The following is a 26,597-nucleotide window of genomic DNA, read 5'->3' as shown; positions in this document are numbered from 1 at the left end:
AAACGCAACATCCGGCGCACGTCCCCACACTTCGATAATCTCGGCATATGGAAAAAGCAGACATTACCTTCCGCACCCGCAAATGGGTGCGGCCCGAGGACCTCAACGCCAACGGCACGCTCTTCGGTGGCAGCCTGCTGAAGTGGATCGACGAAGAGGCCGCGATCTACGCAATCCTCCAGTTGGGCAATGGCCGCGCCGTGACCAAGTACATCTCGGAGATCAACTTCGTCAGCTCCGCAGTCCAGGGCGACCTGATCGAAATGGGCCTGACTGCCAAGAAGTTCGGCCGGACCTCGCTGACCATGAGGGCCGAAGTGCGCAACATGATCACACGCCAAAGCATCCTGACCATCGAGGAGATCGTGTTCGTGAACCTGGGCGTTGACGGTCGCCCTGAGCCGCATGGCTACACCGAAATCACGTATGACCGCGACCGCATCCCCAACCACCACCTGACCAAGACCCTGGAGCAGGACTGAGCCGTCCGGCGTCGTACGCTTTTCCCGCAGCGGCGGGGTGAGGCAGCTATTGCAGGTAGCGGAACACCGTCCACGTCTGGGCATTGAGGCAGCAATCCGACAGGTGCCGGGCGCTGAAGGTGGCTTTGCGGGTGTTTCCCGCGGAACGGAAAATCGCCTTGCCTCCGCAGGCGAGGCATACGAACTGCGGCCGGCGGGGTTCCTGCCGGAAGTTGTCCAAATTGTCGAAGTCCTCTGCGTCCCAGTCTTTGCGGTCAGCGAGGCACAGTGCCCTTTTCATCGCGGTGGCTTTCGTTCAAAGAGGCTGTTAATACGGGTGCTGGCGGCCGCGGGAACGCGGCCGCCAGCTTGTGTTTTCCGGTGACGGGAGTGTGTGCCACCGGAACCTGTTCCGGCGCTGGGTGAATCAGCGCCGGTCGAACGTGAGCCCGCCGGGAACCTGGAAGGTGGGCATGAGTTCGAGCATGCCCACGTTCACGTGGCGCGGGGTTTCGATCGCGTAGTCCAGGGCGTTGACGATGTCATCCGTGGTCAGGGACTCGTAGCCCTCGTAATAGGTCTGCCAGGCCTCTTCCATGGCCTCCGGGGTGCCGCCCATGTTCCGGCCGAAGATCTCGGTCTCCACCCGGCCCGGGCAGATCTCGGTGACACGGATCCGCTTGCCCACAGTATCGTTCCGCAGCTGCCGGGAGATCTGGTGCACCGCGGCCTTGGTGGCGTGGTACACCGTGTGGCCGTAGAAGTTGTACACCCCGGCGATGGAGCTGATGTTGACCACATGGCCCAGGTCCCGTTCCACCATGCCCGGCAGGACCAGGCGGGTGAGCTGGAGCAGGCCGCGGAGGTTCACGTCCACCAGTTCGTCGATGTCCTGCTCGGAGGAATCCAGGATATTGCCCGGACGCGAGACGCCGGCGCAGTTGACCAGGACATCGACCTTGAGGTCACCCACGGCGGCGGCCAGGGCGGCGGTGTCGGTCAGGTCCACCACGTGCGGGGTGGCGCCGGTGCGCTCGGCCAGTTCAGCGAGGCGTTCCTCGTTACGGGCCACGGCGTGCACCGTCAGGCCACGCTTGGCCAGACGCTCGGCGATCGCTGCACCCATACCGGTGGAAGCACCGGTAACCAAGGCAGTGGTGTAGTCGGAAAAAGACATGGGATCCTCCAAAAGGCGGGGAAGGGGCGGGCGCCATCAGTAGGAGACGACGCCCGCCGGTGGTAAAAACTTAGGCGTCGCGCAGCGGTTCGTGTGCGCGGTCCTTGACGGTGCTGACCGCGATGAGCGTGCCCAGTGCGGTCACCACTGCGTAGAAGGCCGGCATGTAGATGTTGTTGGTGCTGCTGATCAGCCAGGTCATGAGCAGCGGCGCGGTACCGCCGAACAGAGCCGAGGAGATGTTGTAGCCCACTCCATAGGCGGAGTAGCGGACCCGGGTGGGGAACAGTTCCACGAGCAGGATGTGGATGACTGCGGTGTGGCCGGCGAAGACGACGGCCATGATGCAAGCGCCCAAAATGGCGAGGCCCATCTGGCCGGTGGCAATCAGGGCGTAGGACGGGATGCCCAGGACAGCCATGGCGATGGCGGAACCGGCAATGACCTTCTTGCGGCCCAGGCGGTCCGAGAGCGCGCCCATGAACGGAATCGCGATGCAGATGACCACGAGGCTGCAGGCGGTGACAAGCAAGGCCTCGCCGATGGTGAAGTTCAGCTGCTTGCCCTTGAGGAACGTAGGCATGTAGGAGAAGAGGACGTAGTAGCCGGAGCCGTTCATCAGCGGGATAAAGAGAGCCAGGAGCATGGCACGGCGGTGGACCGGGCTGGCCAAGGCCTCCTTGAGCGGGTTCTTGGAAAGACCGCCCTCTTCCTTGAGCTTTTCGAAGTTGGGCGTGTCGCTGATGGCCTTGCGGATGTACCAACCGATGATGCCCATGGGGATGGCGACCAGGAACGGGATGCGCCATGCGAACGAACCGAACCCGCCGCCGTCGATCGCTGCCTGGGTGAGCCATGGCGACATGGCGTAGGCAACCAAGGTACCGGTGAGGAGTGCTGCGAACGATGCGATCTGGGCGTAGGAGGTGATGATGCCGCGCTTGCCCTCGGGGGCGTGTTCAGCGAGGAAGGTCATGGCGCCGGCCGCTTCGCCGCCGACGGAGAAGCCCTGGACCAGGCGCAGGAGCACCAGGAGGATGGGTGCCGCGATGCCGATGGCCGCATAGGGCGGAAGCAGGCCGATTCCGGCGGTGGCGATGCTGATGAGCATGATCACGAAGACCAGTAGCTTCTGCCTGCCGATCCGGTCACCGAGGTAGCCGCAAACGATGGCGCCGAGCGGGCGGACGAAGAAGGAGACCGCGTAGCCGGCGAACACGAAGAGCAGTGCGTTGTCCGGGTTTCCGGGGGCCAGGAAGACGAGCGCCAGGGTTCCCGCCATGAAGGCGAAAATGCCGTTGTCGTACAGTTCCACGAAGATGCCAACACAACCTGCGGTGACAACCTTGCGGGTTTGACGGCCCGTTAGCCGCTCGTGCTGCCCTACGGCAGCGGTAGTGCTTGCGGTCATGAGTTTTCCTTACTGGGATGAGCGTAGCAACGCCTACGAGTTACGACGACAGGTTCGTTCAGCTGCATACCGCAACCGGAAGGTCCTGCCACTGGGGACGGCATCCAATGCCGAGGAGTCCGAAGACGGTGTTGACGGATTCGCGGAGGGCTTCGAGCTGGGCCCGCGAGCGTCGATGGGCGGCAGTTGCTTCTGCCACTGAGGTTTTCCGAAAACGGACTTTGTCCCCCGGCCGGGCTTGGGCCAGGACATCCAGTCCGGTGCTGGTGACCACTGCAAGGACGGGATACCCGGCGGTCACGCCGCGCCCACGGTGCAGCACCAGCAGTTCCTCCCTCGAAGGAACCTCGACGGCGCCCACTGGCACACCGCGGGAAAGCACCTCACCGCTTGAGGTTCTTTCCGGCAGTTCGCCACCGAGCCGCAAACCAATGTGGTTGCTGCGGCCGCTGACCGTGTACTCGGAGGAGAAGAGCAGTTCGCCGGATTCGCCGAATTCGGTGACGTCCGGTCCGTCGGTCACCTCGACCACCAGGTCTGAACCCATGCTGGGCCGTTCCAGCCCGAGCCGGAACAGCGGGAGGTCGAAGTACGGTTGCCGGACGGGACCCACGCTGCGCCGGGTGGCAAGGGTGGTTCCTTCCTTGAGTTGCAGGCCGAAGCCAACCACGGTGTCCGGGGCAACGCTGTCCAGCAACGTCTCAGCTTCCACCGAACCATGGATGGCCAGATAAGCGCGAAGACCGCGGTGGATGCCACGGATGGAAACCGATTCACCGGCGCGGACCGAGACCGGCTCCCACTGGCTGCACGGGCGTCCACCGACGGTGAGCGTCAGGGGCGCACCCGTGACCGCTATCAGGATGTCCACGGTGGTGGTCATCCGGAAGTCGAGGGCGGTGATTTCCACGACGGGTTCGTTGTCCAGGTTTCCGGCCAGGATGTTGGCTGCCCGCGCCGAGTACTGGTCCAGTGCGCCATTGACGGGAAGCCCGAAACGGGGTCCGCGGAAACGTCCCAGGTCCGTGACCACCGAGTTGCCGGGCTGCTGGATGCGGATTTCGCCGGTCATGGCTGCACCTGCGCTTTCAGTTCCTGCCCGGCCAGCGCGCTGAAGTCCCCAGCAGGGATCTGCCGGAAGCGGAGAATATCGCCCGGCTTGTACGGCACCAGCGGCTCGCGGCGGATATTGAGGACGGACAACGGCGTTTGGCCGATGACGCACCAGCCACCTGGAGCAACAGCCGGGGCGATGACCGCCTGGCGGCCAGCTACGGACACGGCGCCGGCAGGCACGCTGAGGCGCGGATCCTTCAAACGGGGCACGGGCTTGGGGAATGCCGGTCCGTCCATCATCGGGGAACCCGCCGGCGCGCCGAGGCAACGAATGGTGTAGGTCTTTTCCGTGTGGAGGCGGATGACGTCCTCCACGGAAATGCCCTGGTATTCGGCAACCCTCTCCAGGTCCGGGCCATACTCGCCGCCGTAAACCACGGGAACATCGAACTCGCGCGGCGCGGCGCTGTTCCCGGCGGTACGGCCGAGTTCACCCAGGCCGAGTTTTACGAAGGCCCGCATCTGTCCGGCCGAAACCATCACGGGATCGAACTCCACCAACACGGAATCGTAGGTGGGAACTGCGGCGTGGAGGCCTTCTGCACCGCACTCCTCCAGCCAGTCAGCCAAGCGGTGGACAGTCAGCCAGTTGTCTTCGCTGGCTTCCGAGATCGCTACCACGCGGAGTGCCGAATCACCCGATTCGTAGATCTCAGTGGGGGCCACTGTCAGGACGGACATGTCAGGCTGCCTTCTTCTTGGCATCCATGACCTGCGCGACCGGCGCAATGTGGACACCGGCGGAGATAAGCTCCGAGCGGATCAGGCGGGCCAGTTCAACGGCGCCGGGGTTGTCTCCGTGCAGGAGGACGGTGTCGACGTCGATGTCCATGTCCACGCCGTTGGCACAACGAAGCTTGCCGTCAACCACCATGCGCAGCGTCCGCTCCACGATCTCGGCAGGATCGTGCAGGACGGCGCCGGGCTGGCTGCGGGGAACCAGCGTGCCGTCTTCCTGGTAGGCGCGGTCCACGATGCCCACGATGGCCACATCCAGTCCGGCTTCGCGGGAGGCCTTGGCCAGTTCACCCTCCTGGGCTACGACAATGAGCTCGTTGTCCACACGGGCCGCAGTTTCTGCCACAGCCTTGGCGTAGTCGGCGCGAACAGCAACCAGGTTGCCCAAACGGCCGTGGGGTGCGAGGTGCGTGACCTTGGTGCCGTGGAAGGCGGCGAAACCGTTCAAAGCTCCCAGCTGGTACAGGACATCGTTCTGCACTTCGCCCGCGCTCAGGCCCATGTCCCGGCGACCGAAGCCCCGGAGGTCGGGAAAGCTGGGGTGTGCTCCGATGCCCACACCCCGACGGACGCATTCGGCGACGGTTGCAGCCATGATGTCCGGATCCCCCGCGTGGAACCCGCATGCGATATTCGCGCTTGTGACGATCTCCAGGAGTTCGGAATCGTCGCCAATCGTATAGGCGCCGAATCCTTCTCCGAGATCCGCAACAAGATCAATCATCGGGTTCACGTGGTTCTCTTTCCGTGGTTTGCCTTTAGAACCGGAAATGGCACAAAAAATCCCTGCGCGGATTGTTTGAATTCCCGGTAAATGGCAGACGCTCGTGGAATCCAAAGCGTCGCCTGAAGTTCTTTATAGAAGTCTCGCACCGGTCAACCACCCTGCACAAAGACCTAATAGCTATCCCGTGATAGCTCTCCGTTATGACACACACCACCGTGCAGTGTGGCGGGGGTCCCATGGGCCGCCAGGTGCCGGGTGCGTCTATATTTGATCATCGGGACTTGCCACCCGAGGGATTCCCCTACCCGGCGATCGTGGCTCCCAAGGAAGGTAGATCCATGGACACGCGGAAGCTCTCATACTTCGTCCAAATCGTCGACTCAGGGAGCATCACGAAGGCCGCCGCGGCACTCCACGTTGCCCAGCCCGCGCTCAGCCAGCAGGTCTCGGCGCTGGAAAACGACCTCAAGCAACGCCTGCTGATCCGCAGCAAGCAAGGAGTGGAACCCACAGCCGCCGGGCACACGCTGTACCGCCACGCGCAGTCGATCCTTCGCCTCGTGGAACAGGCCAGGCAAGACGTTGCGACGTCGGGAGCGGCGCCTTCCGGACGGGTCTCCATAGCGATCGCACCGTACAGCATGGCCTCCAGCCTGACCCCCCAGATCATCAGCGAGGTGGGCCGCCGCTACCCTGACATCGTGGTCCACCTGACGGAGATTTTTGGCGGTGTACTGAGCGAAGCGATCAAGAACGGCCGCCTGGACATGGCGCTCATCTACGAGCCCGGGAAGATCCGCGGGGTGCAATTCACCACCATGATCGTGGAGGACCTCCACCTTGTGGTTCACCCTGACGTGGACCTCAATCACGGCAAGAACACCATCACCCTGAAGGAAGCCAGCTCAGTGGGCCTGTTCCTGCCGGAAAAGAACCACACACTGCGGCAGATTATCGAGAAGGGCATGGCAGACCAGGACCTCGAGCTCCGGCTGGTGGGCGAAGTAGAGTCCGTCCCCTCGCTGACCCGCCTGATCAGGGCAAACCTGGGCGGAACGGTCGTCCCGAAATCAGCCGCCGACGCCCTGTTCCCGGACCAGGACTTCAAGGTGCTCCGGATCGTGGAACCCGGACTGCAGAGCAAGATCGCACTCTGCACGCCCGATCACGAGCCGCTCTCCGAGGCAGCCTCCGCCGTGCTCCTGGTGGTCAAGGAGATGCTCCACCAACAGCTCATCTCAAAGTACGGAACCGACCCCGTGAAGCTGCCCGCGCATCCATAACAAAGTCTTATCCGGACAGACAGCTTTGGTCTTATTCAAAACCGTGTGAGTTTCCTAATATCGAATTAACAAGAAATTCGAAATACAGCCTACGGAGACCGCGGGCCTGTTCAAAGGATAAAACGGTGAAAAAGATCAGCACGACCGGATGGGTTTCCAATCCAACCCGTGGAACGATCAGCGCACGTACCGGATTTCACTGCCCCCGGAATGGTTTCTGGCGTCCCATCGGCGGGATCGGCGAACCACTCTTCGTCTTCGAAGGCAGCCTGATGCCGGCACACGCCGGAAACAGCATCGAATGGCACCTCGTGGACACCCGCCCCGGACACTCGGGCCTGGACTGAAACCCCGCCAGTTGGGCGGCACCGCCCAACCCGGCCACCCGGCGTCGTACGTCCACCACAAGCTGCTGCACCCCTAAGGCGCCCTGTCTCCGACAAGGCGCCTTTTCCGTGCCCGCCACACGCCGCGGACCACGCCAAAAGGCCGGCCACCGCGCTCCCACAAGACGCGGTGACCGGCTCCTTGGTTTGGGAATCTAGTCCTCTACCAGGAGGCCCTTCTGCTTGAGCTTCTCCGTGAGGCCGCAGAGCTCGATGGTGTTGCCGCCGTCGTGGTAGAGCTTGATGAGTTCGCGCTCGTGGTCGTCGCGGGCCTGGGACAGTGCGATGACTTCCTCGGCCTCTTCCCGACGGACCACTACGACGCCGTCCGCGTCGCCGCGGAGGATGTCGCCCGGGTAGATGATTTCGTCGCCGAAAACGATCGGGTGGTTGATCGGGCCGAGCGTTTCCTTGACCGTGCCCTTGATGCTGACGCTGCCGGAGAACACCGGCAGGCCGAGTTCGATCAGGTCCTGGGTGTCGCGGACGCCCGAATCGGTGACCATGGCCGCAATTCCCTTGGCCTTCATGGCGTTGCCCAGGACATCGCCGAACGTGCCGGCCTCGGCCATTTCTTGCGCACCGACCAAGACGACGTCGCCGGCCTGTGCGTAGTGGATGGCAACCTGGAGCATGAGGTTGTCCTGCGGAGCGCAGGCCACGGTGACGGCCGGGCCACAGAAGGACATGGAACGGTCGATCGGCTTGATTTTGGAGCTCAGCGCGCCGCGGCGGCCTTGTGCTTCGTGGATCGTGGCCGAGGAGAACTTGGCGAGGCGGCCGACGACGTCAGCGTCCGGGCGCTCGAATTTGGTCTTGACGTGGATCATGGTGTGTTCCTTCTAGTTGAGTGCGTTGACGGCATCGCGGATGGAATCCACGCCCGCGTTGATGGTCTCCAGCGAGGTGGCGAAGGAGATCCGGAAGTACGGGCCCAGTCCGTAGGCCGAGCCCTGGATGACAGCCACACGGGCGGCGTCCAGCAGGTAAAGCGTGAAGTCCTGGTCGTTCTCGATGACGCGGCCGTCGGGAGCGGTCTTGCCGATCACGCCGGAGCAGTTCACATAGGCGTAGAACGCACCCTCCGCCGGCGCAACGGACAGGCCGTTGATGGCGTTCAAACCTTCGACGGCGGCGTCCCGGCGCTTGCGGTAGACCTCCACGCTGTCGCGGACGAAGGACTGGTCACCATTCAGTGCGGCGGCTGCGGCTGCCTGGCTGATCGACGACGGGCAGGACGAGGTCTGCGACTGCAGCTTGTTCATGGCCGCGATCAGCGGTGCCGGGCCGACTCCGTAGCCCAGGCGCCAGCCGGTCATGGCGTAGGCCTTGGAAACGCCGTTGACCAGGAGGATGCGGTCCTTCAACGCCGGGGCCGCGGTCACCAGGCTGGTGACGCGGCCTTCGCCGAAGTACACCTCGTCATAGATCTCATCGGTAAGGACGAAGACCTGCGGGTGTTCCTCAAGGACCGCGCCGAGCGCCTGCAGCTCCTCGCGGGAGTACACGGCGCCGGTCGGGTTGGACGGCGCGTTGAGGATCAGCCACTTGGTCTTGGGGGTGATGGCTTGCTTGAGGGCCTCGGGGGTGAGCTTGAAGCCGGTTTCCTCACCACAGGGGACGATCACCGGAGTGCCGTCGTTCGCCAGGACCATGTCCGGGTACGACACCCAGTACGGAGCCGGGACAATCACTTCGTCGCCTTCGTTGAGCGATGCCATAAGCGCCACATACAGGACCTGCTTGGCGCCGCCGCCGATGGTCAGTTGGTTGGCTCCATAAATGTGGCCGGTGTCGCGCTCGATCTTGTTGAGGATCGCGCTTTGCAGCTCGGGGGTACCGGTGACCGAGGTGTACTTGGTCTCGCCTTCTCCGATGGCGGCGACAGCTGCTTCTTTGATGTGGTCCGGGGTGTCGAAGTCCGGCTCGCCGACGGTCAGGTCGATGATCGGGATGCCTTCAGCTTTCAGTTCGCGGACGCGGGCGGCCGCGGCGACGCTGGCTGAGGCCTTGATGCGGGTGACCCTCGACGCCGGCAGGAACTCGGACATGTCTCCTCCAGGAATATGGAACTCAGGACGCGCGGATTCGCGGATCCCTTTGTTCGAGACTAGGTACTGGCGGAGGGCTCTGGATAAGACCTAATGTGCGTGGATTCATAAGGGGGCCTTATGACATGGGTCTCTCTTGAGGTTCAAGGCGCGAGTTTGCGCGCAAATGTGCCTGCTTCCATGCACTTTGCTTATGGGTTCACGCGGTATTGGTATTTCCATACGCAGGTGAACGCTGCCTAGATTCGAGGGGTTACAGGGGTCAGAGACGCCGTTTTCGAAAGGGAGACCATGCCAGCGCAAACCCGGCCAGCCCAGCCGTTGCAGGGCCGGTCAGCAACCGGCCGGTACACCTACCGCGCCGGCTCTGCTGCACGCCCTTCCTCGGCCGCCAGCCCGGAACACACCAAACTTGTCCATGCCCTGGGCGTACACCGGCAACTCCTTTCCCACGCCGCGAGTTCCATCAGGACCCTCACCGCGGCGAGGAACGACATGATCGCCCAGGCCGTGGAGGACGGACTTACCCTGGCCACGCTTGCCGCGGTGACCGGCGAGAACCTTCGCACCGTGCGAACCATTGCTTTGGCTTATGACGATCTCCACGTAAGCGGACTCCCCCGGCAGGCCCAGTTGGACGCGTTGAAGGCCAAGAGCCAAGAACTGAGGGCCGCCGAAAGCCACCGCGATGCGATCGCGGAGCGCAGGGAGGCGCTGATTGTCATTGCCTTGCGCACCCAGGTGTGCGATGACCTGGAGCTCGCCTCACTGACCGGCCTGACCCCGGACCACATCCGCCGCTCCACCCGGGGCGTGGCCCGTCCGGCTTAGCAGCCGTTGTTCCGCGGCGGGTTGACCGGTAGAACGGAGTGATGAGCGACGTAAATTCATGGATGGACCAGTACGTGCGCGCCTGGGCCTCTAATGACCCGAAAGACATCAAGGCCCTCTTCACCGAGGACGCCGTCTACAACACCCGGCCCCATGACCAGGAGGCCTGGCACGGGCAGGAGGCGATCGTTCAGGAATGGTCCGGGGACTCCTCGGACCAGCCCGAAGACTGGACCTTCGAGTGGACCCTCCTGGGCCGGGACGGGGACACCGCGTTCGTGCAGGGTCTCACCACGTACCTCAATGGCCAACCCACTTACGACAACCTTTGGGTCATCCGATTCGCAGAGGACGGCCGGGCCCGCGAGTTCACGGAGTGGTACATGACCCGTAAGGACACGCCCTCACCACCCAACTGAGTCGCAATTGTGCGCGTTTTGAGCGGTCAGAACGCGCACTAATGCGACCTACTTGGGTGCGCCGGCGACGATGACTTCCTGCGCCTGCCGTCGGAGGGGAACGAGGTCTTCGGCGCTAAGGGCAGCGTCGGTGACAATCGCCGTCGGCAGGTCGATGCCGCAGATCTTCACGAACCCCACGCGGTTCATTTTGCTGGAGTCGACGGCGGTAATCACCCTGTCCGCGACGCCCACCGCTGCCTTCTTCACGGCGGCGTCGTCGGGATTCCATTCCGTGAAGCCTTGTTCCAGCGAAATACCGCTCGCCGTCATGACGTACGCGTCGAAGTGGTGTCCCCGCAGGTAGTCGATGGTGTCCGCACCGCTGAGGCTGAGCTCCGCCGGGCGGACTGAACCTCCGGGCATGATGAGGTTCACCGACGTGGACCGTGCGAAAGCCCACGCGATCCGCAGCGACAACGGGCACACGGTCACTTCACGGTCGACGAGGGCTTCGGCCACAGCGAGGCCTGTTGAGCCGCCGTCGAGAATGATGGTGTCGCCGTCGTCGATCAAAGACGCAACCCGCTCGCCGATGAGTCGCTTCTGGTCCGCGTTGATCTTCTCGCGAACGGGAAAGGGCGGCTCGTAGCTGCTGCCAAACGCCAGCTTGGCGCCGCCGTGGAAACGCTGCAGCACGCCGTCGTTCTCGAGCATTTCAAGGTCGCGCCTGATGGTCATTTCCGTGACTCCCAGGCGAAGCCCCAACTCGCTCACGGTTGCCTTGCCCGTCTCCTGCAGGATCTCGAGCACACCCTGGTGCCGGCGTTGCTTAGCGCTGGTCATCTCTTGTTGCCCCTCTCAGGCCACGATCACTCAAGCCTCATTCAAACACTTTCGGGAGACCATTGACAATCGGATTAACACAAAATATTGTCGTTCGAACATCAATAATGTTTGAATCGGAACCGAGGCAAGCACCGCCCGGACCGCACAAAGGAAGTTGAACCATGACTGAAGTGACTCCGTTCGAGCTCGATATCGCGGAGCAGCCCGCAGCCCTCCGAAGGCTGGCAGAGGCCGGAATCCCACAGTTGGACGCCCTGACCACCAGGACATGGGACCGGATCATCCTGACCGGCATGGGTTCCTCCGACTACGTGGGCATCCCCACTTGGCGGACCCTGACAGCACTGGGACTCCCGGCGCAGCTGATCGACTCCGGCCAGCTCCTGGACAACCCGGGCGCAATCACCCCGAACACCCTCCTGATCGCCACGTCCCAGTCCGGGGCGAGCGGCGAAACCGTGGAGCTCCTGAACCGCCGTGCCGCCGGGGAGATCGCACAGGCCACCTTGGTGGGCATCGCCGATCCGGAAGACAGTCCGCTCGCCCAGGCCGCCGACGTCTTCCTTCCCCTGCACAGCGGCCCCGAAGCCACCGTTAGCACCAAGAGCTACCTCAATTCCATGGCAGTCCACCGGTTGGTGGCCGCCGCGTTCGCCGGGGAATCGCCCGCTGCCGTACTCACCGAGATCGCCGCCACGGCGGACACCGTGGAAAACCTCATTGCGGCTACGGACGTGAAGGACGTGGCCACGGCAACAGCCCTCCACCCGCAACGCCGACTGGTCTACATGGGCCGCGCCGACGAATCCGCCACGTCCCTCTTCTCCGCGCTCATCACCAAGGAATCGTCCAAGGTACCCGCCGAGGGCTTCATCGGTGGCCAGTTCCGCCATGGACCCTTCGAACTTGCGGGTGACGGCCTCACCGCGGTGCTCTACGGCATGCGCCAGGAGACCCCCGATGAAAGCCTGCGGAGGCTGGCCGCGGACCTCGTCGCCACCGGCTCGCAGGTTGTCCTGGTGGGCGACGACCGGATCGACGGCGCCCTCACCGTCCCGGCCAATGGCACCTCCCCGTTCGGCAACCTCGCCGCCAGCACGGTTGTGGCCGAACACCTCGCCGTGAATCTGGCCCGGGCCAACGGAGTGGTTCCCGGCGAATTCCGCTACGGCAGCAAGATCACGACGGCCATCTGATGAGCAACCCAGCAACCCTGGAGACCGTCCGGATCGGCGTCGACCTCGGCGGCACAGGCACCCGGTTCGTCGCCGTTGCCGCCAACGGCGACGTCCTGTCCCGACTGGCCGTCCCCACACCGGAAGGCTTCACGGACGAATCACCCAGCAGCTTCCTTTACCGCCGCATCCGGACCGTAGCCGGCGAGCGCACCATCAGCAGCATCGGCATCGGGGCCAGCGGACCGGTAGACCCGGAAGGCATTATCCGGAACCCGGACACCTTGCCCGCGTTTACCAATGCTCCGTTGGTGCCCGAACTCGCCGAAGCGTTCGGCGTACCGGTCGCCATAGATAACGACGCCGTCTGTGGAGCAATTGCCGAGCAGCGGGTGGGTGCCGCCCAAGGATCGCCAAGCCTCCTGCACATCACCTTGGGGACGGGCATCGGCTCGTGCTTGCTGTTGGAGGGCAAGCCGCTCCGCGGCGCCGACGGCATGCATCCGGAAGGCGGGCATATCGCCGTCGGGCGTGAAACCGAGCCCTGTTACTGCGGGCGCAAGGCCTGCTGGGAGCAGGCGGCATCGCGCCAAACGTTGCAGAAGACGGCGGCGAAGCTGCTCGCGCTGAAGCCGACCGACAGGACGGCGTTGACGGAGCTCGCGTCCCGTGCCCGGGCCGGGGACGAGCGGGCGTTGGCCGTGTTCGAGGACTACGGGACCGCCGTCGCCGATGGGCTTGGCACACTGCTCGCCGTTTACCGTCCGCACAGCGTGGTCCTGGGCGGCAGCGCCGCCGAGCACTACGAACTGTTCGCTGCCAGCCTCGAACAGTACTTGAAAACACTCGGCGTCTGGATCCACTTCGGTGAGCTGTCCAAGACAGGCATCGACGACTTCGGCGGGGCCATCGGTGCCGCCTACCTCGAAATACCCATCGCCTAAGCGGTAAACCCCCATCGCATCACGTAGTTCAAAGGAGAGCAGTATGTTGACCAGTCAAGAAGACGTGCTGCCGCCGTCGGAGAACAAAGCTTCCGACGCCGGCTTGCAGCGAGGTTCCATTGGCCTCGGTGGCACCTTGATGCAGTCGATCGCCCAGATTTCGCCGACCCTGGGCGTCTTCTACACCATCGCCTTCACCACCGGACAGGCCGGGGCGTCCGCTCCGCTGACGTACCTTTCGGCATTCCTGGTGTGCCTGGTGATCGCCGTCCCCATGCTGGGACTCGCCAGGCACCTCCCATCGGCAGGCGGGTTCTACACGTACGTTTCCGCGGGGATTGGCCCGAAGGCAGGGTTCATGACCGGTTGGTTGTACGCCATCATGGTCACGATCGTTCCCGCGGCGCTGGCTGCCTTCACCGGCGCGGTCCTCGCGGACGAACTCGGGCCGAAATACGGCATCGGGATTCCGTGGTGGGCCTACGCCGCAGCGATCCTGGTGATCTGCTTCGCCTGCGCGTACCGGGGCATCGTCATCTCCATCAAATTCCTGGTGGTCATGACGATCTTCGAAATGGCTGTTGGCCTTGGCCTCGCCGTCACGGGCATGTTCCAGCCCGGCCCCGGTGGTGTGAACTTTGACGGCTTCAACCCTGCCAACGTCCAGAACCCGTCGGGCTTCTTCCTCGCCGTGGTGCTCTCGATCTTCGCGTTCACCGGATTTGAGAGCGCCGCTGCCGTGGGCGATGAGTCCAAGGACCCCAAGCGGATTGTCCCGAAGGCCATCTTCGGCTCGCTCCTGCTGATCGGCGCGTTCTACGTTGTCACCGCCTGGGGCCTGCAGATCGGTTGGGGCACCTCGGACATCGAAGCACTCGCGGCGTCTCCCACGGCTCCCGCTTTCGTCCTCGCTGACCGGCTCTGGAACGGCGCCTCGATCCTGGTGCTCATCGCCCTGGTGAACTCCGGCCTTGGGGTGTGCGTCGCCTGCACCACCAGCGCCACCCGCACCATCTACGGCATCGCCCGGACCGGCGCACTTCCCGAGTTCCTGGCCCGCACGCAGCCCAAGCACCGTACGCCCATCACGGCTGTTTATGTCCAGTCGGCTGTTGCCTTGGGGATCTGCCTGGCTGTCGGCATTCCGATCGGCCCGTACAACCTGTTCAACGTTTTGGGGACCACGGGAACGTTCGTCTACATTCCGATCTTCATCCTCATGAACATCGCGGCTTTCATGTTCTTCCGCCGCAAGCACCCTGCGGAGTTCAACATCCTGGCCCACGTGGTGGCACCGATCATCTCCACGGCTGCACTGCTGACCATCGCCTACTTCAGCCTCGTCCCGCTCCCGGCCTTCCCGGTCCTCTTCGCACCCTTCCTGGCGCTGACCTACATGGCGCTCGGCGCGCTGGTCCTCGTGGTCCGCAACCTCCGCCCGGGTAAGCGCGACTGGATGGCCCGGGCCGGTGAGCTTCCCGACGTCGACTGACGAACCGGCGTCGTACGCCAACCCTTCTGAACCACAACGCAAGTAAACGCACTCAACAATTCAGGACAAGATGAACACCATGGAACACCTTCCATCCTTTGCCGATACGGTCGTAATCGGCGCGGGTACCGGCGGTGCCGCATTCGCCGGCACCCTGGCCGCGCACAGCGATGAAACGGTCCTGCTGGTTGAAGCCGGCCCGGACTACGGCCCCCATTCACAGGGCCAGTGGCCCGCCGACATGCTGGACGCCCGGTCCATCCCGCTCTCCCACGACTACGACCTCCACTCCCGTCGGTCCTCCGGGGAGGGAACGCTGGACCTGCCCCGCGCCCGGATCCTGGGCGGCTGTTCGGCCCACAACGGCTGCACCGCTTCCGTTGGTGCGCGGTTCGAGTACGACGAATGGGCCGACGCCGGGAATCCCGGCTGGGCAGCGTCCGACGTCGAGCCCCTCCTTGACTGGGTCCGTGACCGCTTCCGGGTCCGCACCTACACAATGGAGGAACTGACGCCGCCGCAGCGCGCCTTCGTCAACGCCGGCGTGGCCTCGGGCCTGCCGTTCGCGGACGACCTGGACGATATCGAAGCGGCCGAGGGCATCGGCCCCATGCCGGTCAACGTCGTGGACGGCACGCGCTGGAACAGTGCTTTCGCGTTCCTCGATCCCGTCCGCGAGCGCCCCAACCTGACGATTGCCGGCGGCGTGGAGGTCCAGCGGCTGGACATCGTGGATGGCGTGGCGCGAGGGCTGTTCGTTCTCCATGGCGGCGAGGAGCGGTACATCAAGGCCGGGCGCGTGGTGGTGTCCGCGGGCGCTTACCACTCCCCCGCGTTGTTGCTGCGTTCCGGTGTTGGTCCCGCTGACGAACTGACTGCGCTGGGCATCCCGGTCCAGGCTGATGTGCCCGGTGTCGGCAAGCACCTCCTGGACCATGCGTGCGTTCAACTCGACTTCGCCGGCCAGCCCGGGCTTGTGGAGGAATTGTCGAAGCTGCCGTGGAACCCCGACGAGCAGACCGTGGGCCGTGCCAAGTCCAGTGTCTGCGACGGCGGTCCGTACGACATCCACGTCTTCATGGTGGCCGGCGCCAACAGTGGCCACCCCGGGTTGCCGCCGATCACGCTTTACGGTGGCGCCATGCGGGCCCGCTCCGAAGGTTCCGTGACGCTCAACGCCGATCTCGACGTCGTCAATCCCGTGATCGACCACCGCTACGGCACCGACCCCGAGGGCTACGACCGGACGGTCCTTTCCGAAGCCCTCGAGCTCATGGAATCCATGGTCAGCCAACCGGACCTCGCGGCAGTCCTGGGCTCACGCGTGCCGGGGGCCAAGGCTCCGCTGGAGGACATCGTGAACTACTGCCACCCGGCAGGCAGCTGCAAGATGGGGCCCGCGTCTGACGCGCTGGCTGTGGTGGGCGCTGACGGCGGCGTCCACGGGGTGTCCGGGCTGTACGTCGCGGACGCTTCGATCATGCCGAGCATTACCCGCGGCAACATCAACCTGCCCACGGCCATGATCGGCGCGCGGATTGCTGCCGGGCTGCTTGGCGTGGAACCCGGTGCGGTGACAGCAGCTTCAGCGGTGTGACCCGAACTGAGTCGCAGTAGTGCGCGTTATGAGCGGTCATAACGCGCACTACTGCGACTTACTTGGGTCAGTAGCTGTCGCGTTCGGCTTTCTCCGACACCGGGATGAACGTCTTCGCGAAGCCCTCCGAGGCGCGGGCGAGTACCGCGACGTCGGCGCCGACCAGGACGAAGGAGGCTCCGGCGTCGAGATAGGCGTGGGCGGTGTCCGGGTTGAACGCGTTGACGCCGGCCGGCTTACCGGCCGCTTTCGCGGCTTCGAGGCAATGTTCGACGACGGCCCTCACCAATGGATTCTCCTGCTGTCCCAGCAGGCCCATGGAAGCGGCAAGGTCCGAGGGGCCGAGGAAAATGCCGTCCACTCCATCCACAGCCAGGATTTCCTCCACAGCCGAGGCTGCGGCTTCGGATTCGATCTGGACCGTGAGGCTGATCGACTCCGAAGCCGTGGCCAGGTAGTCCGGGACCCGGTTCCAGCGCGAGGCGCGGGCCAGCGCCGAACCGACGCCCCGCACCCCGTGCGGCGGGTAGCGCACCGCGGCCACGGCGGAGGCTGCTTCGAAGGCCGAGTTGACCATGGGGATGAGCAGGTTCTGCACGCCAAGGTCCAGGTATTGCTTGATCACCACGGTGTCGTTGACCGGGGGCCGGACCATGACCTGCAGCGGGTAGCCGCTCACGGCGTGGAGTTGGGACAGGATCGATTCGAGGCCGTTGGGGCTGTGCTCGGCATCGATCAGGAGCCAGTCCAGGCCGGACCCGGCGCAGATCTCCGCCACGAGCGGGCTGCCGGAGCACACCCACATTCCGGCCAGCGGCCGGTCAGCCTCCCTGAGGGTCGTGTAGAAGGTTGGGCTCAGCTGAAGTGGCATGTCACAACTCCCAACGGTCCGTAATCGGCGTGCACGGTATCCCCTTTGTACACCCATAGTGGCCGGGTAAACGAGCCCGCCAGGATGATATCCCCGGCCTTCATCGAGTCCCCGTGCGCGGCGATCTTGTTGGCCAGCCAGTGGACACCGTTGGCGGGGTGGTCCAGTACGCCGGCGGCGACTCCGGTTTCCTCGACGGTCTGGTTCTTGTACAGGATCGCCGAGACCCAGCGCAGGTCCACGGCATCCGGTTTCACCGGGCGCCCGCCGATCACCATGGCACCCATCGCGGCGTTGTCCGAGATGGTGTCCACGATGGTCCGGCCCTCCATTTCGATCCTGGAGTCCAGGATCTCGAGGGCCGGAACAACGTAGTCGGTGGCGTTGAGGACATCGAAAATGGTGCAGCCAGGGCCCTTCAGCCCCTGCTTCAGCACGAAGGCCAGCTCCACCTCCACCCGCGGGTGGGTGTACTTGTCCCAATCGACGGAGCAGCCGGTTTCGAAGACCATGTCATCGAAGATCGCTCCGTAGTCCGGTTCGGTGATACCTGTAGCGGCCTGCATGGCCTTGGACGTGAGTCCGATCTTCCGCCCCACCAACGTGCGTCCGGCTTCCTCGTTCCGTTGCCGCCACAACTGCTGCACGGCGTAGGAGTCCTCCACCGTCATCTCCGGGTAGCGGGCAGTCAGGCGCGGCACCGGCTTGCGGTTCCGGCCCGCCTCAACGAGCTCGTCGGCAATGGCTTCGATCGTCTTCGCGTCCAACATGGCTTAGACCTGCGCTCCCAGCTTGAAGCCTTCAGCGGCCGTTCCTTCGGTGGGCTTGGTGTAGGAGAAGCCGTCGGCGCCGATAGTGACGGCCATTTCGGACTTGTCTTCGCGTTCGATCACCGGCTGTGGGTTCCCGTCCAGGTCCAGGACGAGGGAGGCCTCGGTGTACCAGGACGGGACCACGGGGTTGCCCCACCAGTCGCGGCGCTGGTTGTCGTGGACGTCCCAGGTGATGGTGGGGTTGTCCGGATCACCGGTGTAGTAGTCCTGGGTGTAGATCTCGATGCGGTGTCCGTCCGGGTCCAGGATGTAGAGGTAGAAGGCGTTGGACACACCGTGGCGTCCGGGACCGCGTTCGATCCGGTCGCTGATGCGCAGGGCGCCCATCTTGTCGCAGATCTGGATGATGTTGTGCTTCTCGTGCGTGGCAAACGCGACGTGGTGCATGCGGGGGCCGTTGCCGCCGGTCAGGGCGGTATCGTGCACGGTCTGCTTGCGGTGCATCCACGCGGCGTAAGTGACGCCGTCGGAATCCTTAATGTCTTCGGAGACGCGGAAGCCGAGGTCTTCCAGGTACTTCCGTCCGCGCGGGACGTCCGGGGTGACCTGGTTGAAGTGGTCCAGGCGGACCAGCTCACCGGCGGAGTACAGGTCATAGCGCTGGGTGAGGCGCTCGACGTGTTCCACGTCGTAGAAGAACTCGTAAGGGAAGCCCAGCGGATCCTCCACACGGACGGAATCGCCCACGCCCTTGGTGAAGCCTTCCTTGCGGCGCTCGACCCGGCAGCCGAGTTCGCGGTAGTAGGCCTCGGCGGCGTCCACCTCGGCCGGGGACTTCACCCGGTACGCGAAGGCGGCGACGGCGGCCACGGGGCCCTTGCGGAGGACCAGGTTGTGGTGGATGAACTCCTCCAGGGAGCGCAGGTAGATCGCGTTTTCGTCTTCCTCGGTGACGTGCAGGCCGAGGACGTCGACGTAGAACTCGCGGGACTTGGCCAGGTCCGTGACCACGATGTCCATGTACGCGCAGCGGACGATGTCCGGGGCCGGGACCGTCGGGGTCGGGATGGGGCCGGTGAAGGGGTTGCTCATGATGGTCTCTCTTCGTTGAAAGGTTGGTGTGGGAACCCAACTGGGTCGCATTTGTGCGCGTTTTGGGGGTTCAAAACGCGCACTATTGCGACCTAGTTGGGTGCTAGGCGCCGAATTTGGGCGTGTGGACTGAGCCGAGGGTGATGTGCACGGCTTGCTGGTCGGTGTAGAAATCGATGGAACGGTAGCCGCCCTCATGGCCCAGCCCGGAAGCCTTGACGCCGCCGAACGGGGTACGGAGATCGCGGACGTTGTGGCTGTTGAGCCACACCATGCCGGCCTCGACGTTCTGGGAGAAGTTGTGGGCCCGGGTCAGGTTCTGGGTCCAGATGTAGGCCGCCAGGCCGTACTTGGTGTTGTTCGCCAAGGCGAGGGCTTCGTCGTCGTTCTCGAACGGGGTGATGGCTACGACGGGGCCGAAGATTTCCTCCTGGAAGATCCGCGCGTCAGGTGCGACGTCGGCAAACACCGTGGGTGCGATGTAGTTGCCTTCGGGGAGGTGGTCGGGTCGGCCGCCGCCGGCGAGGAGGCGGCCTTCGGACTTGCCGATCTCCACGTACGAAGCAACTTTGGCGTAGTGCTCGGGGTGGACCAAGGCACCAACCTGCGTCTTGGGATCGTGGGGATCACCCACCACGATGTTCTTGGCCCGGGCCGCGTACTTTTCGCAGAACTCGTCGTAGATTGCGCGTTCCACCAGGATCCGGGAACCGGCGGTGCAGCGTTCGCCGTTGAGGGAGAACACCCCGAACAGGGCCGAATCCACGGCGGCGTCCAAGTCGGCGTCGGCGAAGACGACGCACGGGGACTTGCCTCCGAGCTCCATGGACAGGCCCTTGAGGTTGGCCGCGGCGTTGCGGAAGATCGTCTGGCCCGTGGTGGTCTCGCCCGTGAAGGAAATCAGCGGCACGTCCGGGTGCTTCACCAGTGCATCGCCGGCTTCTTCGCCCAGGCCGTTCACCAGGTTGAACACACCGTCGGGCAGGCCCGCGTCCTTGAAGATCGTGGCCCACAGTGACGCGGAGAGCGGCGTGAACTCGGCCGGCTTGAGGACCACGGTGTTGCCGGTGGCCAGGGCCGGGGCGAGCTTCCAGGACTCGAGCATGAAGGGGGTGTTCCACGGCGTGATCAAACCCGCGACGCCGATCGGCTTGCGGTTCACGTAGTTGATCTGCGAGCCCGGGACCTTCATGGCGTCGTCGAACTGCGCCACGATCAGGTCCGCGAAGAACCGGAAGTTCTCGGCTGCGCGCAATGCCTGGCCCTTGGCCTGCGTGATCGGCAGGCCCGTGTCGAACGTCTCGAGTTCGGCCAGTCGCGCTTCCTGCGCCTCAACAGCGTCCGCGATCTTGTTCAGCACGCGGGCACGTTCGCGCGGCTTCATCTTAGGCCACGGGCCGTTGACAAACGCTTCTCGCGCGGCAGCAACGGCGAGGTCGATGTCTTCCTTCTGGCCGGCAGCAGCGGTGGCGTAGTTCTGGTTGGAGACCGGGTCCAGGACGTCGAAGGTCTTGCCGGACACGGAGTCAACGAACTGGCCGTTGATGTAGTGCTGGATGTGCGTGGGCAGATCCTCGGGGACGTAATGCTTGGTGGTTTCCACGGAGGTCGTCATCGTTGAGTTCCTTTTCTTCCGAAGCTTTAGTTGGTGGTTGCGAGGTAGGCGTCGAGGGTGGCGGCGCGGTGTTGGCGGGCTGCTTTTTCGATGGTGTCGGCGTCTGCTCCGGACTCGATGAGCTGAAGCAGGGCCTCGTGTTCGCGCACGGATTCCTGGGCGCGGCCGGGCACGAAGCGGAACGTGGACGAGCGCAGGGACGCCAGCCGGTTCCAGCCGCGGTGGACGAGGTCCAGGATGTGCGGGTTGGGGCAGTGTTCGAACAGGACGCTGTGGAAGTCCTGGTTCAAGGCGGTGAAGCGGACGGGATCGAAGTGTTCCAGGCACTCGAGCATCTCTGCGTTGACCGCACGCGCACGTTCTATGGCAACGGCGTCGATCAGCGGAGCGGACAAGGCGGTGGCGGCGCCCTCCACGATGCTCAGGGTCTGCATGGTGTAGAGGTACTCGGTGGGGTCGATCCCGGAAACCGTCGCTCCGACGTTCCGCTCAAACTTCACCAAGCCTTCGGCCTCGAGGCGGCGGATCGCTTCCCGGACGGGGACCACGCTGAAGCCAAGGTCCTCGGCGATCTTCGCGAGCACCAGCCGGTACCCCGGCGTGTAGGTGCCCTCGACGATCCTCGCCTTGACGGCCTCGTAGGCCTGTTGGGACTTACTCCCGACGGCGGTTTCAGTCACCTTGGGCTCCTTCCGTGACTTGTTCGGCGGTCCATTTCTTGTACCGGGCCTGCCATTCGGCGTTCATCGGGTACAGACCGTCAACGCTGTTGCCTTCCTGGACCATCCGGAAGATGAAGACTTCTTCCTTTTCCTGCGCGATGCACTCGTCCGCGAGTTCCTCGGCGATGGCCGGCGGGATCACCAGGATGCCGTCGGAATCGGCCACGATGATGTCCCCGGGTTGCACGGTCGCTCCCCCGCAGGCGATGGTGATGTCCGTGTCCCACGGGATGTGCCGGCGTCCCAGCACTGCCGGGTGCGGGTTCGCGAAGTACGTGGGCATCTCCAGCTCCGCCACGGCCGAGTAGTCCCGGACGCCGCCGTCGGTAATGATCGCCGCGGCGCCACGGACCTGGGCGCGCAGGGCCAGGATGTCCCCGACTGTGCCGGTGCCCTTTTCGCCGCGGGCTTCCATCACCAGGATTTCGCCCTCGTTGACCGAATCGATGGCACGCTTTTGGGCATTGAACCCGCCGCCGTGGGTCTTGAAGAGATCTTCGCGGTTGGGTACGTAGCGCAGGGTCCGGGCCAGGCCCACCACTTTCCGGTCCGGGCGGGTGGCCTGCAAACCGTCGATACTCACGTTGTTCAGCCCGCGCTTGCGGAGCTGGGAAGACAAGGTGGCCGTCGCGACAGATTCGAGCTTGGCTTTCAATTCCGGGGACAGCCCCACGGAAACCGGCGTCAGTCCGGCGGCTTCGGGCGAACCGTACGCCTCCTCCCGCTGCGTGTCATCGGTCTTGGGCCGGGCACCAAAGTCAGCGAACGGCGTCGTACCTTCCGTGACGCTGGTGGTCAGGCGGCCGGTGCTGAAATCGCCGCCGGTGACCTCGATTTCGACGACGTCACCCGGCTTCGCGACCGACGCACCGGCCGGGGTGCCGGTCAGGATGATGTCGCCCTCTTCGAGGGTGAGCAGCTGGGAGAGGTCCGCGACGAGTTGCGCGAAGGGGAAAAGCAGGTCCTCGGTGGTGTCGTCCTGGACCAGGTCACCGTTGTGCCAGGTCCGGATCCGCAAGGCGGCAGGATCCACGGCATCGGCCGGGATCAGCGCCGGGCCCACGGGGGTGAAGCCGTCCCCGCCCTTGGACCGGACATTCGAGCCCTTGTCCGCATAACGGAGATCGTACACACCAAGATCGTTCGAAGCGGTGACCCACTCGACGTGGCTCCACGCGTCTTCGATGCCAACCCGGCGGGCGGCCTTGCCGATGACCAAGGCAATCTCGCCCTCATAACCGAGGAGCTCGCAACCGGCCGGACGCTCCACGACGCCCGGGGCCTGGGACGAACCCAGCGCCAGCGACGACGACGGCTTCAGGAAGTACGACGGCTGGGCGGGAGTCCGCCCACGCTGCGCGGCACGGCTCGGATAATTGATATGGACCGCAATCACCTTGCGCGTCCGGTCCAGTACATCCTGGCCCAGCTCCTGCGTCCGGAACTCCAGCGTCACGGCGCCTCCTCTTGCTTGGTAGCTCTCGATATCTGATCGTCCCAGCTATCGAGTACGAAATCGTATACGAAAACTATGACGCGTTCGGCTGAGCCCGTCAACCCTTTTCCCAACTGACTGTCAGTAGCGGTTGTTATCAGCGCCCAGAACAACCACTAGTGCCTGTCAGTTGGGCCTTACATCTTGTCAGAGGCCTCCCGTAGGGTCGGGGCATGGACATCATCCTGGTACCCGGTTTCTGGTTGGACGCTTCGTCATGGGAGGAGGTAACGCCCGCCCTTGTGGAGGCGGGCCATGCGGTTCACCCGCTGACCCTGCCCGGTTTGGAATCGGCGGGCGCTTCGCGTGCCGGAATCGGCCTGCGGACGCACATTGACGCAGTGGTGGAGAAGGTTGATTCGCTGGAGGGCAAGGTCATCCTGGTAGGGCACTCGGGCGGCGGCGCGATCATTCACGCAGTGGCAGATGCCCGGCCGGATCGCGTGGCACGGGCGATCTACGTGGACAGTGGTCCACTTGGTGAGGGCGGGGTCATCAACGACGAACTGCCCGACGACGGCGACAGCATTCCCCTGCCGCCCTGGGAAGGATTCGAGGACGCCGATCTGGTGGACCTGACGGACGAGCTGCGGGAGAAGTTCCGCGCCCGCGCGATCCCCGAGCCCAAAGGCGTTGCCTACGATCAGCAACATCTCCACGACGTGAGGCGCTACGAAATTCCGGCCACCATCATCGCCTGCGAATTCCCGTCATCCATGCTCAACGAAATGATGGACGCCGGCCACCCGTTCACCGAGGAGCTCGCCCGCATCCGCGACGTCGAACTTATCGACCTCCCCACGGGGCACTGGCCACAGTTCACCAAGCCGGCCGAGCTGGGCGAGGCGATCCTCAAGGCAGTCGAGCGCACAGCTTAAGGCCGGAGCCGGCGTCGGACGTTAGAGCCCGACGCCGGTCCGCGCCCTTGGGTGCCGCCTCCGAGCTTTGGTGCCGCCCCCGCGCTTTGGGTGCCGCCGCAAGGCGCAGCGGTTGATCAGGCTTTGGGCGGGGTGTTGGTCGCTGGCCCCTCCGGCGCGGCGCCGCCTTCGTCCGTCCAATCACTGCCTGTTGTGTCGTCCAGCGCGGGATCAGAGACAACATCACCCTTGGCCGCGGGAACCGTGGTGGGCCGTTCAGCAGAGTGCTGGCTGCTTTGGCCGTTTTTGTTGTCCAAAATGCCCGGGAACATGGTCTCGGCCTTCTCAAAGAACTTTCTGCCGGCCGCGTAGAGATTATCCAGGATGTCCGGCACCGATTCCTGCACGGTCTCGGCAGCGTGATGGACATTCTCCTGCACGTCCGGGTTCTTCCACACCTTCTCCGAGCCTCCCCGGATCCGCCGGTACACCTCCGGCCAGGACTTGGATCCCCACACGTAGCCAACAGCAACGCCCGCGGCGAACAAAATCTTCCCTTTCACAGGGATCACTCCTTTCGAGGGTGCTATTTCCTTATTGACACTAGTACCCATGAAGACGCACTGTCACGCAGGATTCGCGTGTTCAAATCATGGGCGCATTTGCTGAACCGACAATGTGGACTAAACTTTTATGCCAACCAGCGGAAAACCGCCGGCAAGACAATCGCAACCCGAGGAGTGAAAACCGTGGGACTGGATGACAAGATCAAGAATGCCGCCGAAGATCTCAGCGGAAAGGCCAAGGAGAAAACCGGCGAAGCAACCGGTGACCGGGAGCTTCAGGCCGAGGGTCAGGGCGAGCAGGCCTCGGCCAACTTGAAGCAGGCCGGCGAGAAGGTCAAGGACGCAGCGAAGGACCTGTTCGACAAGAAGTAGCGCGTCAATCAGCCAATCCTCCGCCTCCGTAAGAAGGTTCGGGCAAATGATCAGGTTACTTGCTGTTGCCCCGGTGACCCGCTAGCGTTACAGGTGTAGTACTAGCGTCGAACCAGTCGGCAGGAGTGCTCTTGGCTGTACATACAAAAATGAATCGCATTTGATGATGCCACTTCATCCCCCCATTCTTCGGGTCGCGACGAAGTCTTTTCTCCGCGCCCGAATGCCTATATTTGGTACCCGATGAACCGAACTGTTTCACCGAGTTCATGAAATTTTCATCAACAAGAAAGTAGGAGCAAAAATGGGTTTCTTTGGTTTTCTTTTGCTCGGCCTCTTGGCTGGCGCCATTGCCAAACTAATTCTTCCCGGACGGCAGGGTGGCGGCTGGCTCGTGACCCTTCTGCTCGGCGTTGTCGGCGCCCTCCTGGGCGGCTGGATCGGCGGCCTGATCTTCGGCGAAGGGCTGACGGAATTCTTCGCCATTCGAACCTGGCTCCTCGCAATCGGCGGCTCCATCATCGTGCTGCTGATCTGGGGCCTCGCAACCGGACGCCGGGCGCACCATGGCTGACGAAAACACGCCTGGCACCGATCAGGAAGATTTGGAAGGTCAATACCCGGAAGGCGACTACGGCGACGCCGGCGCCTCTCCCGAGGCGCTGAAGGACGACGCGGGCGGCGACTATACCGCTGGAGACTATGCCGAAAAAACGGTGCCATCAGCCGACGCGGAACTCGACGAGCAGAACACCGAAGACGTCCCGAAGGACCGGCCTTTCTCCTCCGAACCGGATGATGAAGCGTCAGGTACGGGCCACCCATAGCGCCCAAGAACTGAATCACTCCAAGAAGAGCCCGGATGCAGCCGTTCCTGCGTCCGGGCTCTTGCCTGCGCCCGCCAGGCCGGCGCGGTGTGCCGGCAGGAGCTAGGTCCCGAGCTCCGATGCCTGGAAGAGCGCCAGCACTTCATCCAAAGGCAGCACCCGCTGCCGGTACTCACGGACCAGGACCCGGAGGATCGCTTCGGCGGACTCCGGGTTCTCCGTCGCGATGGCGTCGGCCGCGTAGATGACGCGGATGTTGTGCGCGAAGGCGTCGGCGGCCGTTTGGGCAACGCAGTTGTGGGCGGAGACCCCCGCCAGGATCACAGTGTCCACGTTCCAGTTCCGCAGCCGGAGGGCAAGGTCCGTGCCCATGAAAGCGCTGTCCCGTGTCTTGGCCATCCGGGGCAGCTCCGCCGTCAAGAGTCCAGGGACGAAGTCGGCTTGCTCGCTGCCCCTGAAGATAAAGCCTTGGTCATCGTCCAGCATGTTGAGGCTCCACGTGGACTTGTCCCGCTCATGCTCCGTACCTACCAGAAGCACGTGGGCTTCGGCCTGGCGTGCCGCGCTGGTCAATGAGTTGCAGGCAGCGACCACCTCGTCCAAGCGTCTCTGCAGGGCAGGTTCCTCGAAGAAGGCGTTCTGCATGTCGATAACCAGTACGGCGATCATCCGCTCCATGTCCCCTTTCTTGGATTCCGCAACAGCATCAGGGCCCCTTGCCGCACGTCACCAGAAGCACGGCACCGGAAATACGTCACCGGAAATGCAGGA

30 protein-coding genes are annotated in these 26,597 nt (G+C 64.0%); 13 read left to right on the top strand and 17 right to left on the bottom strand.

Annotation, left to right across the window (positions count from 1 at the left end; genetic code table 11):
• Positions 1–47: 47 nt before the first annotated feature.
• The gene (locus ACFVSJ_RS06925) at positions 48–482 is read left to right on the top strand and encodes an acyl-CoA thioesterase (protein ID WP_387435400.1); all 435 of its coding nucleotides are present in this window, start codon (positions 48–50) and stop codon (positions 480–482) included.
• A 46-nt stretch (positions 483–528) separates the two neighbouring features.
• Here ACFVSJ_RS06925 and ACFVSJ_RS06920 read toward each other — a convergent pair whose 3' ends face one another.
• The 6 genes from ACFVSJ_RS06920 to ACFVSJ_RS06895 form a co-directional block, all read right to left on the bottom strand.
• Positions 529–762, bottom strand: coding sequence for a hypothetical protein (locus ACFVSJ_RS06920; protein ID WP_387435399.1), 234 nt, complete (start codon positions 760–762; stop codon positions 529–531).
• A 126-nt stretch (positions 763–888) separates the two neighbouring features.
• Positions 889–1,638: an SDR family oxidoreductase gene (locus tag ACFVSJ_RS06915; RefSeq protein ID WP_387435398.1), complete on the bottom strand. Its 750-nt coding sequence runs from the start codon at positions 1,636–1,638 to the stop codon at positions 889–891.
• Positions 1,639–1,708: 70 nt separating this feature from the next.
• Positions 1,709–3,049, bottom strand: a complete 1,341-nt coding sequence (locus ACFVSJ_RS06910; protein WP_387435396.1) for an MFS transporter — start codon at positions 3,047–3,049, stop codon at positions 1,709–1,711.
• Positions 3,050–3,107: 58 nt separating this feature from the next.
• Entirely contained in the window at positions 3,108–4,121 is a 1,014-nt protein-coding gene (locus ACFVSJ_RS06905) for a biotin-dependent carboxyltransferase family protein (RefSeq protein WP_387435394.1), read from the bottom strand.
• Positions 4,118–4,846 carry an allophanate hydrolase subunit 1 gene (locus ACFVSJ_RS06900; RefSeq protein WP_387435393.1) on the bottom strand — a complete coding sequence of 243 codons (729 nt, stop codon included), beginning with the start codon at positions 4,844–4,846 and terminating at the stop codon, positions 4,118–4,120. Before ACFVSJ_RS06900 ends, ACFVSJ_RS06905 begins: the two co-directional genes overlap by 4 nt.
• Before the next feature lies 1 nt (position 4,847).
• On the bottom strand, positions 4,848–5,636 hold the full coding sequence (locus tag ACFVSJ_RS06895) for a LamB/YcsF family protein (RefSeq protein WP_387435392.1): 789 nt from the start codon (positions 5,634–5,636) through the stop codon (positions 4,848–4,850).
• A gap of 332 nt (positions 5,637–5,968) precedes the next feature.
• On the opposite strand from ACFVSJ_RS06895, the gene ACFVSJ_RS06890 reads away from it, so the two are divergent.
• Together ACFVSJ_RS06890 and ACFVSJ_RS06885 are read left to right on the top strand one after the other, a co-directional pair.
• Positions 5,969–6,913 carry a LysR substrate-binding domain-containing protein gene (locus tag ACFVSJ_RS06890; RefSeq protein ID WP_387435391.1) on the top strand — a complete coding sequence of 315 codons (945 nt, stop codon included), beginning with the start codon at positions 5,969–5,971 and terminating at the stop codon, positions 6,911–6,913.
• A gap of 125 nt (positions 6,914–7,038) precedes the next feature.
• The gene (locus ACFVSJ_RS06885) at positions 7,039–7,260 is read left to right on the top strand and encodes a hypothetical protein (RefSeq protein ID WP_364164037.1); all 222 of its coding nucleotides are present in this window, start codon (positions 7,039–7,041) and stop codon (positions 7,258–7,260) included.
• 194 nt (positions 7,261–7,454) lie between these two features.
• Here ACFVSJ_RS06885 and ACFVSJ_RS06880 read toward each other — a convergent pair whose 3' ends face one another.
• Positions 7,455–8,129 carry a 4-carboxy-4-hydroxy-2-oxoadipate aldolase/oxaloacetate decarboxylase gene (locus tag ACFVSJ_RS06880; RefSeq protein WP_387435389.1) on the bottom strand — a complete coding sequence of 225 codons (675 nt, stop codon included), beginning with the start codon at positions 8,127–8,129 and terminating at the stop codon, positions 7,455–7,457.
• A gap of 12 nt (positions 8,130–8,141) precedes the next feature.
• Entirely contained in the window at positions 8,142–9,350 is a 1,209-nt protein-coding gene (locus tag ACFVSJ_RS06875) for an aspartate transaminase (protein WP_387435388.1), read from the bottom strand.
• A gap of 291 nt (positions 9,351–9,641) precedes the next feature.
• Here ACFVSJ_RS06875 and ACFVSJ_RS06870 point away from each other — a divergent pair, with 291 nt between their 5' ends.
• Both ACFVSJ_RS06870 and ACFVSJ_RS06865 read left to right on the top strand, forming a co-directional pair.
• Positions 9,642–10,181: a hypothetical protein gene (locus tag ACFVSJ_RS06870; RefSeq protein ID WP_387435387.1), complete on the top strand. Its 540-nt coding sequence runs from the start codon at positions 9,642–9,644 to the stop codon at positions 10,179–10,181.
• A 41-nt stretch (positions 10,182–10,222) separates the two neighbouring features.
• Complete coding sequence (locus ACFVSJ_RS06865; protein WP_387435386.1) at positions 10,223–10,600, top strand: nuclear transport factor 2 family protein; 378 nt, start codon at positions 10,223–10,225, stop codon at positions 10,598–10,600.
• A 48-nt stretch (positions 10,601–10,648) separates the two neighbouring features.
• Here ACFVSJ_RS06865 and ACFVSJ_RS06860 read toward each other — a convergent pair whose 3' ends face one another.
• On the bottom strand, positions 10,649–11,425 hold the full coding sequence (locus ACFVSJ_RS06860; RefSeq protein WP_387435384.1) for a DeoR/GlpR family DNA-binding transcription regulator: 777 nt from the start codon (positions 11,423–11,425) through the stop codon (positions 10,649–10,651).
• Positions 11,426–11,589: 164 nt separating this feature from the next.
• Here ACFVSJ_RS06860 and ACFVSJ_RS06855 point away from each other — a divergent pair, with 164 nt between their 5' ends.
• From ACFVSJ_RS06855 to ACFVSJ_RS06840, 4 genes are all read left to right on the top strand, one after another.
• On the top strand, positions 11,590–12,624 hold the full coding sequence (locus ACFVSJ_RS06855) for an SIS domain-containing protein (protein ID WP_387435383.1): 1,035 nt from the start codon (positions 11,590–11,592) through the stop codon (positions 12,622–12,624).
• A complete protein-coding gene (locus tag ACFVSJ_RS06850) occupies positions 12,624–13,547 on the top strand; it encodes an ROK family protein (protein WP_387435381.1) in 924 nt (307 codons plus the stop codon). The genes ACFVSJ_RS06855 and ACFVSJ_RS06850 overlap by 1 nt, the downstream gene beginning before the upstream one ends.
• Positions 13,548–13,590: 43 nt before the next feature.
• Positions 13,591–15,039, top strand: coding sequence for an APC family permease (locus ACFVSJ_RS06845; RefSeq protein WP_387435380.1), 1,449 nt, complete (start codon positions 13,591–13,593; stop codon positions 15,037–15,039).
• Between the two features lie 79 nt (positions 15,040–15,118).
• On the top strand, positions 15,119–16,636 hold the full coding sequence (locus ACFVSJ_RS06840; protein ID WP_387435379.1) for a GMC family oxidoreductase: 1,518 nt from the start codon (positions 15,119–15,121) through the stop codon (positions 16,634–16,636).
• A gap of 67 nt (positions 16,637–16,703) precedes the next feature.
• Here the strand turns inward: ACFVSJ_RS06840 and ACFVSJ_RS06835 are convergent, their stop codons facing one another.
• From ACFVSJ_RS06835 to ACFVSJ_RS06810, 6 genes are all read right to left on the bottom strand, one after another.
• Positions 16,704–17,507, bottom strand: a complete 804-nt coding sequence (locus tag ACFVSJ_RS06835; RefSeq protein WP_387435378.1) for an aldolase/citrate lyase family protein — start codon at positions 17,505–17,507, stop codon at positions 16,704–16,706.
• On the bottom strand, positions 17,492–18,277 hold the full coding sequence (gene hpaH, locus ACFVSJ_RS06830; protein WP_387435376.1) for a 2-oxo-hept-4-ene-1,7-dioate hydratase: 786 nt from the start codon (positions 18,275–18,277) through the stop codon (positions 17,492–17,494). Before hpaH ends, ACFVSJ_RS06835 begins: the two co-directional genes overlap by 16 nt.
• Positions 18,278–18,280: 3 nt before the next feature.
• Positions 18,281–19,372, bottom strand: a complete 1,092-nt coding sequence (gene hpaD, locus ACFVSJ_RS06825) for a 3,4-dihydroxyphenylacetate 2,3-dioxygenase (protein WP_387435375.1) — start codon at positions 19,370–19,372, stop codon at positions 18,281–18,283.
• 103 nt (positions 19,373–19,475) lie between these two features.
• Positions 19,476–20,987: a 5-carboxymethyl-2-hydroxymuconate semialdehyde dehydrogenase gene (gene hpaE / locus ACFVSJ_RS06820; protein ID WP_387435373.1), complete on the bottom strand. Its 1,512-nt coding sequence runs from the start codon at positions 20,985–20,987 to the stop codon at positions 19,476–19,478.
• Positions 20,988–21,013: 26 nt separating this feature from the next.
• A complete protein-coding gene (locus tag ACFVSJ_RS06815; protein ID WP_387435371.1) occupies positions 21,014–21,667 on the bottom strand; it encodes a GntR family transcriptional regulator in 654 nt (217 codons plus the stop codon).
• Entirely contained in the window at positions 21,660–23,165 is a 1,506-nt protein-coding gene (locus ACFVSJ_RS06810; protein ID WP_387435370.1) for a fumarylacetoacetate hydrolase family protein, read from the bottom strand. Before ACFVSJ_RS06810 ends, ACFVSJ_RS06815 begins: the two co-directional genes overlap by 8 nt.
• Positions 23,166–23,377: 212 nt before the next feature.
• Between ACFVSJ_RS06810 and ACFVSJ_RS06805 the strand changes: the two genes are divergently transcribed.
• Entirely contained in the window at positions 23,378–24,082 is a 705-nt protein-coding gene (locus ACFVSJ_RS06805; protein ID WP_387435369.1) for an alpha/beta fold hydrolase, read from the top strand.
• A 116-nt stretch (positions 24,083–24,198) separates the two neighbouring features.
• On the opposite strand, the gene ACFVSJ_RS06800 is transcribed toward ACFVSJ_RS06805, so the two are convergent.
• Positions 24,199–24,624, bottom strand: a complete 426-nt coding sequence (locus ACFVSJ_RS06800) for a hypothetical protein (RefSeq protein WP_387435367.1) — start codon at positions 24,622–24,624, stop codon at positions 24,199–24,201.
• A gap of 186 nt (positions 24,625–24,810) precedes the next feature.
• Between ACFVSJ_RS06800 and ACFVSJ_RS06795 the strand changes: the two genes are divergently transcribed.
• From ACFVSJ_RS06795 to ACFVSJ_RS06785, 3 genes are all read left to right on the top strand, one after another.
• A complete protein-coding gene (locus ACFVSJ_RS06795; RefSeq protein ID WP_387435366.1) occupies positions 24,811–24,999 on the top strand; it encodes a CsbD family protein in 189 nt (62 codons plus the stop codon).
• A 304-nt stretch (positions 25,000–25,303) separates the two neighbouring features.
• Positions 25,304–25,573, top strand: a complete 270-nt coding sequence (locus ACFVSJ_RS06790; RefSeq protein ID WP_387435365.1) for a GlsB/YeaQ/YmgE family stress response membrane protein — start codon at positions 25,304–25,306, stop codon at positions 25,571–25,573.
• A complete protein-coding gene (locus ACFVSJ_RS06785) occupies positions 25,566–25,826 on the top strand; it encodes a hypothetical protein (RefSeq protein ID WP_387435364.1) in 261 nt (86 codons plus the stop codon). The genes ACFVSJ_RS06790 and ACFVSJ_RS06785 overlap by 8 nt, the downstream gene beginning before the upstream one ends.
• A gap of 102 nt (positions 25,827–25,928) precedes the next feature.
• Here the strand turns inward: ACFVSJ_RS06785 and ACFVSJ_RS06780 are convergent, their stop codons facing one another.
• A complete protein-coding gene (locus ACFVSJ_RS06780) occupies positions 25,929–26,495 on the bottom strand; it encodes a cysteine hydrolase family protein (RefSeq protein ID WP_387435684.1) in 567 nt (188 codons plus the stop codon).
• Positions 26,496–26,597: the final 102 nt, after the last annotated feature.

It is taken from the genome of Paenarthrobacter sp. NPDC058040 (genome assembly GCF_042885775.1).
Taxonomy (GTDB): domain Bacteria; phylum Actinomycetota; class Actinomycetes; order Actinomycetales; family Micrococcaceae; genus Arthrobacter.
Note: the sequence above shows the minus strand (reverse complement) of the source record. Positions and strands in the feature narration are given on the sequence as shown.

Bases quoted from the DNA above. Each gene is read 5' to 3' on its own strand.
- ACFVSJ_RS06925 (WP_387435400.1), top strand. From the start codon at position 48: ATGGAAAAAGCAGACATTACCTTCCGCACCCGCAAATGGGTGCGGCCC.
- ACFVSJ_RS06920 (WP_387435399.1), bottom strand. From the start codon at position 762: ATGAAAAGGGCACTGTGCCTCGCTGACCGCAAAGACTGGGACGCAGAG.
- ACFVSJ_RS06915 (WP_387435398.1), bottom strand. From the start codon at position 1,638: ATGTCTTTTTCCGACTACACCACTGCCTTGGTTACCGGTGCTTCCACC.
- ACFVSJ_RS06910 (WP_387435396.1), bottom strand. From the start codon at position 3,049: ATGACCGCAAGCACTACCGCTGCCGTAGGGCAGCACGAGCGGCTAACG.
- ACFVSJ_RS06905 (WP_387435394.1), bottom strand. From the start codon at position 4,121: ATGACCGGCGAAATCCGCATCCAGCAGCCCGGCAACTCGGTGGTCACG.
- ACFVSJ_RS06900 (WP_387435393.1), bottom strand. From the start codon at position 4,846: ATGTCCGTCCTGACAGTGGCCCCCACTGAGATCTACGAATCGGGTGAT.
- ACFVSJ_RS06890 (WP_387435391.1), top strand. From the start codon at position 5,969: ATGGACACGCGGAAGCTCTCATACTTCGTCCAAATCGTCGACTCAGGG.
- ACFVSJ_RS06880 (WP_387435389.1), bottom strand. From the start codon at position 8,129: ATGATCCACGTCAAGACCAAATTCGAGCGCCCGGACGCTGACGTCGTC.
- ACFVSJ_RS06875 (WP_387435388.1), bottom strand. From the start codon at position 9,350: ATGTCCGAGTTCCTGCCGGCGTCGAGGGTCACCCGCATCAAGGCCTCA.
- ACFVSJ_RS06870 (WP_387435387.1), top strand. From the start codon at position 9,642: ATGCCAGCGCAAACCCGGCCAGCCCAGCCGTTGCAGGGCCGGTCAGCA.
- ACFVSJ_RS06865 (WP_387435386.1), top strand. From the start codon at position 10,223: ATGAGCGACGTAAATTCATGGATGGACCAGTACGTGCGCGCCTGGGCC.
- ACFVSJ_RS06860 (WP_387435384.1), bottom strand. From the start codon at position 11,425: ATGACCAGCGCTAAGCAACGCCGGCACCAGGGTGTGCTCGAGATCCTG.
- ACFVSJ_RS06855 (WP_387435383.1), top strand. From the start codon at position 11,590: ATGACTGAAGTGACTCCGTTCGAGCTCGATATCGCGGAGCAGCCCGCA.
- ACFVSJ_RS06850 (WP_387435381.1), top strand. From the start codon at position 12,624: ATGAGCAACCCAGCAACCCTGGAGACCGTCCGGATCGGCGTCGACCTC.
- ACFVSJ_RS06845 (WP_387435380.1), top strand. From the start codon at position 13,591: ATGTTGACCAGTCAAGAAGACGTGCTGCCGCCGTCGGAGAACAAAGCT.
- ACFVSJ_RS06840 (WP_387435379.1), top strand. From the start codon at position 15,119: ATGGAACACCTTCCATCCTTTGCCGATACGGTCGTAATCGGCGCGGGT.
- ACFVSJ_RS06835 (WP_387435378.1), bottom strand. From the start codon at position 17,507: ATGCCACTTCAGCTGAGCCCAACCTTCTACACGACCCTCAGGGAGGCT.
- hpaH (WP_387435376.1), bottom strand. From the start codon at position 18,277: ATGTTGGACGCGAAGACGATCGAAGCCATTGCCGACGAGCTCGTTGAG.
- hpaD (WP_387435375.1), bottom strand. From the start codon at position 19,372: ATGAGCAACCCCTTCACCGGCCCCATCCCGACCCCGACGGTCCCGGCC.
- hpaE (WP_387435373.1), bottom strand. From the start codon at position 20,987: ATGACGACCTCCGTGGAAACCACCAAGCATTACGTCCCCGAGGATCTG.
- ACFVSJ_RS06805 (WP_387435369.1), top strand. From the start codon at position 23,378: ATGGACATCATCCTGGTACCCGGTTTCTGGTTGGACGCTTCGTCATGG.
- ACFVSJ_RS06790 (WP_387435365.1), top strand. From the start codon at position 25,304: ATGGGTTTCTTTGGTTTTCTTTTGCTCGGCCTCTTGGCTGGCGCCATT.
- ACFVSJ_RS06785 (WP_387435364.1), top strand. From the start codon at position 25,566: ATGGCTGACGAAAACACGCCTGGCACCGATCAGGAAGATTTGGAAGGT.
- ACFVSJ_RS06780 (WP_387435684.1), bottom strand. From the start codon at position 26,495: ATGATCGCCGTACTGGTTATCGACATGCAGAACGCCTTCTTCGAGGAA.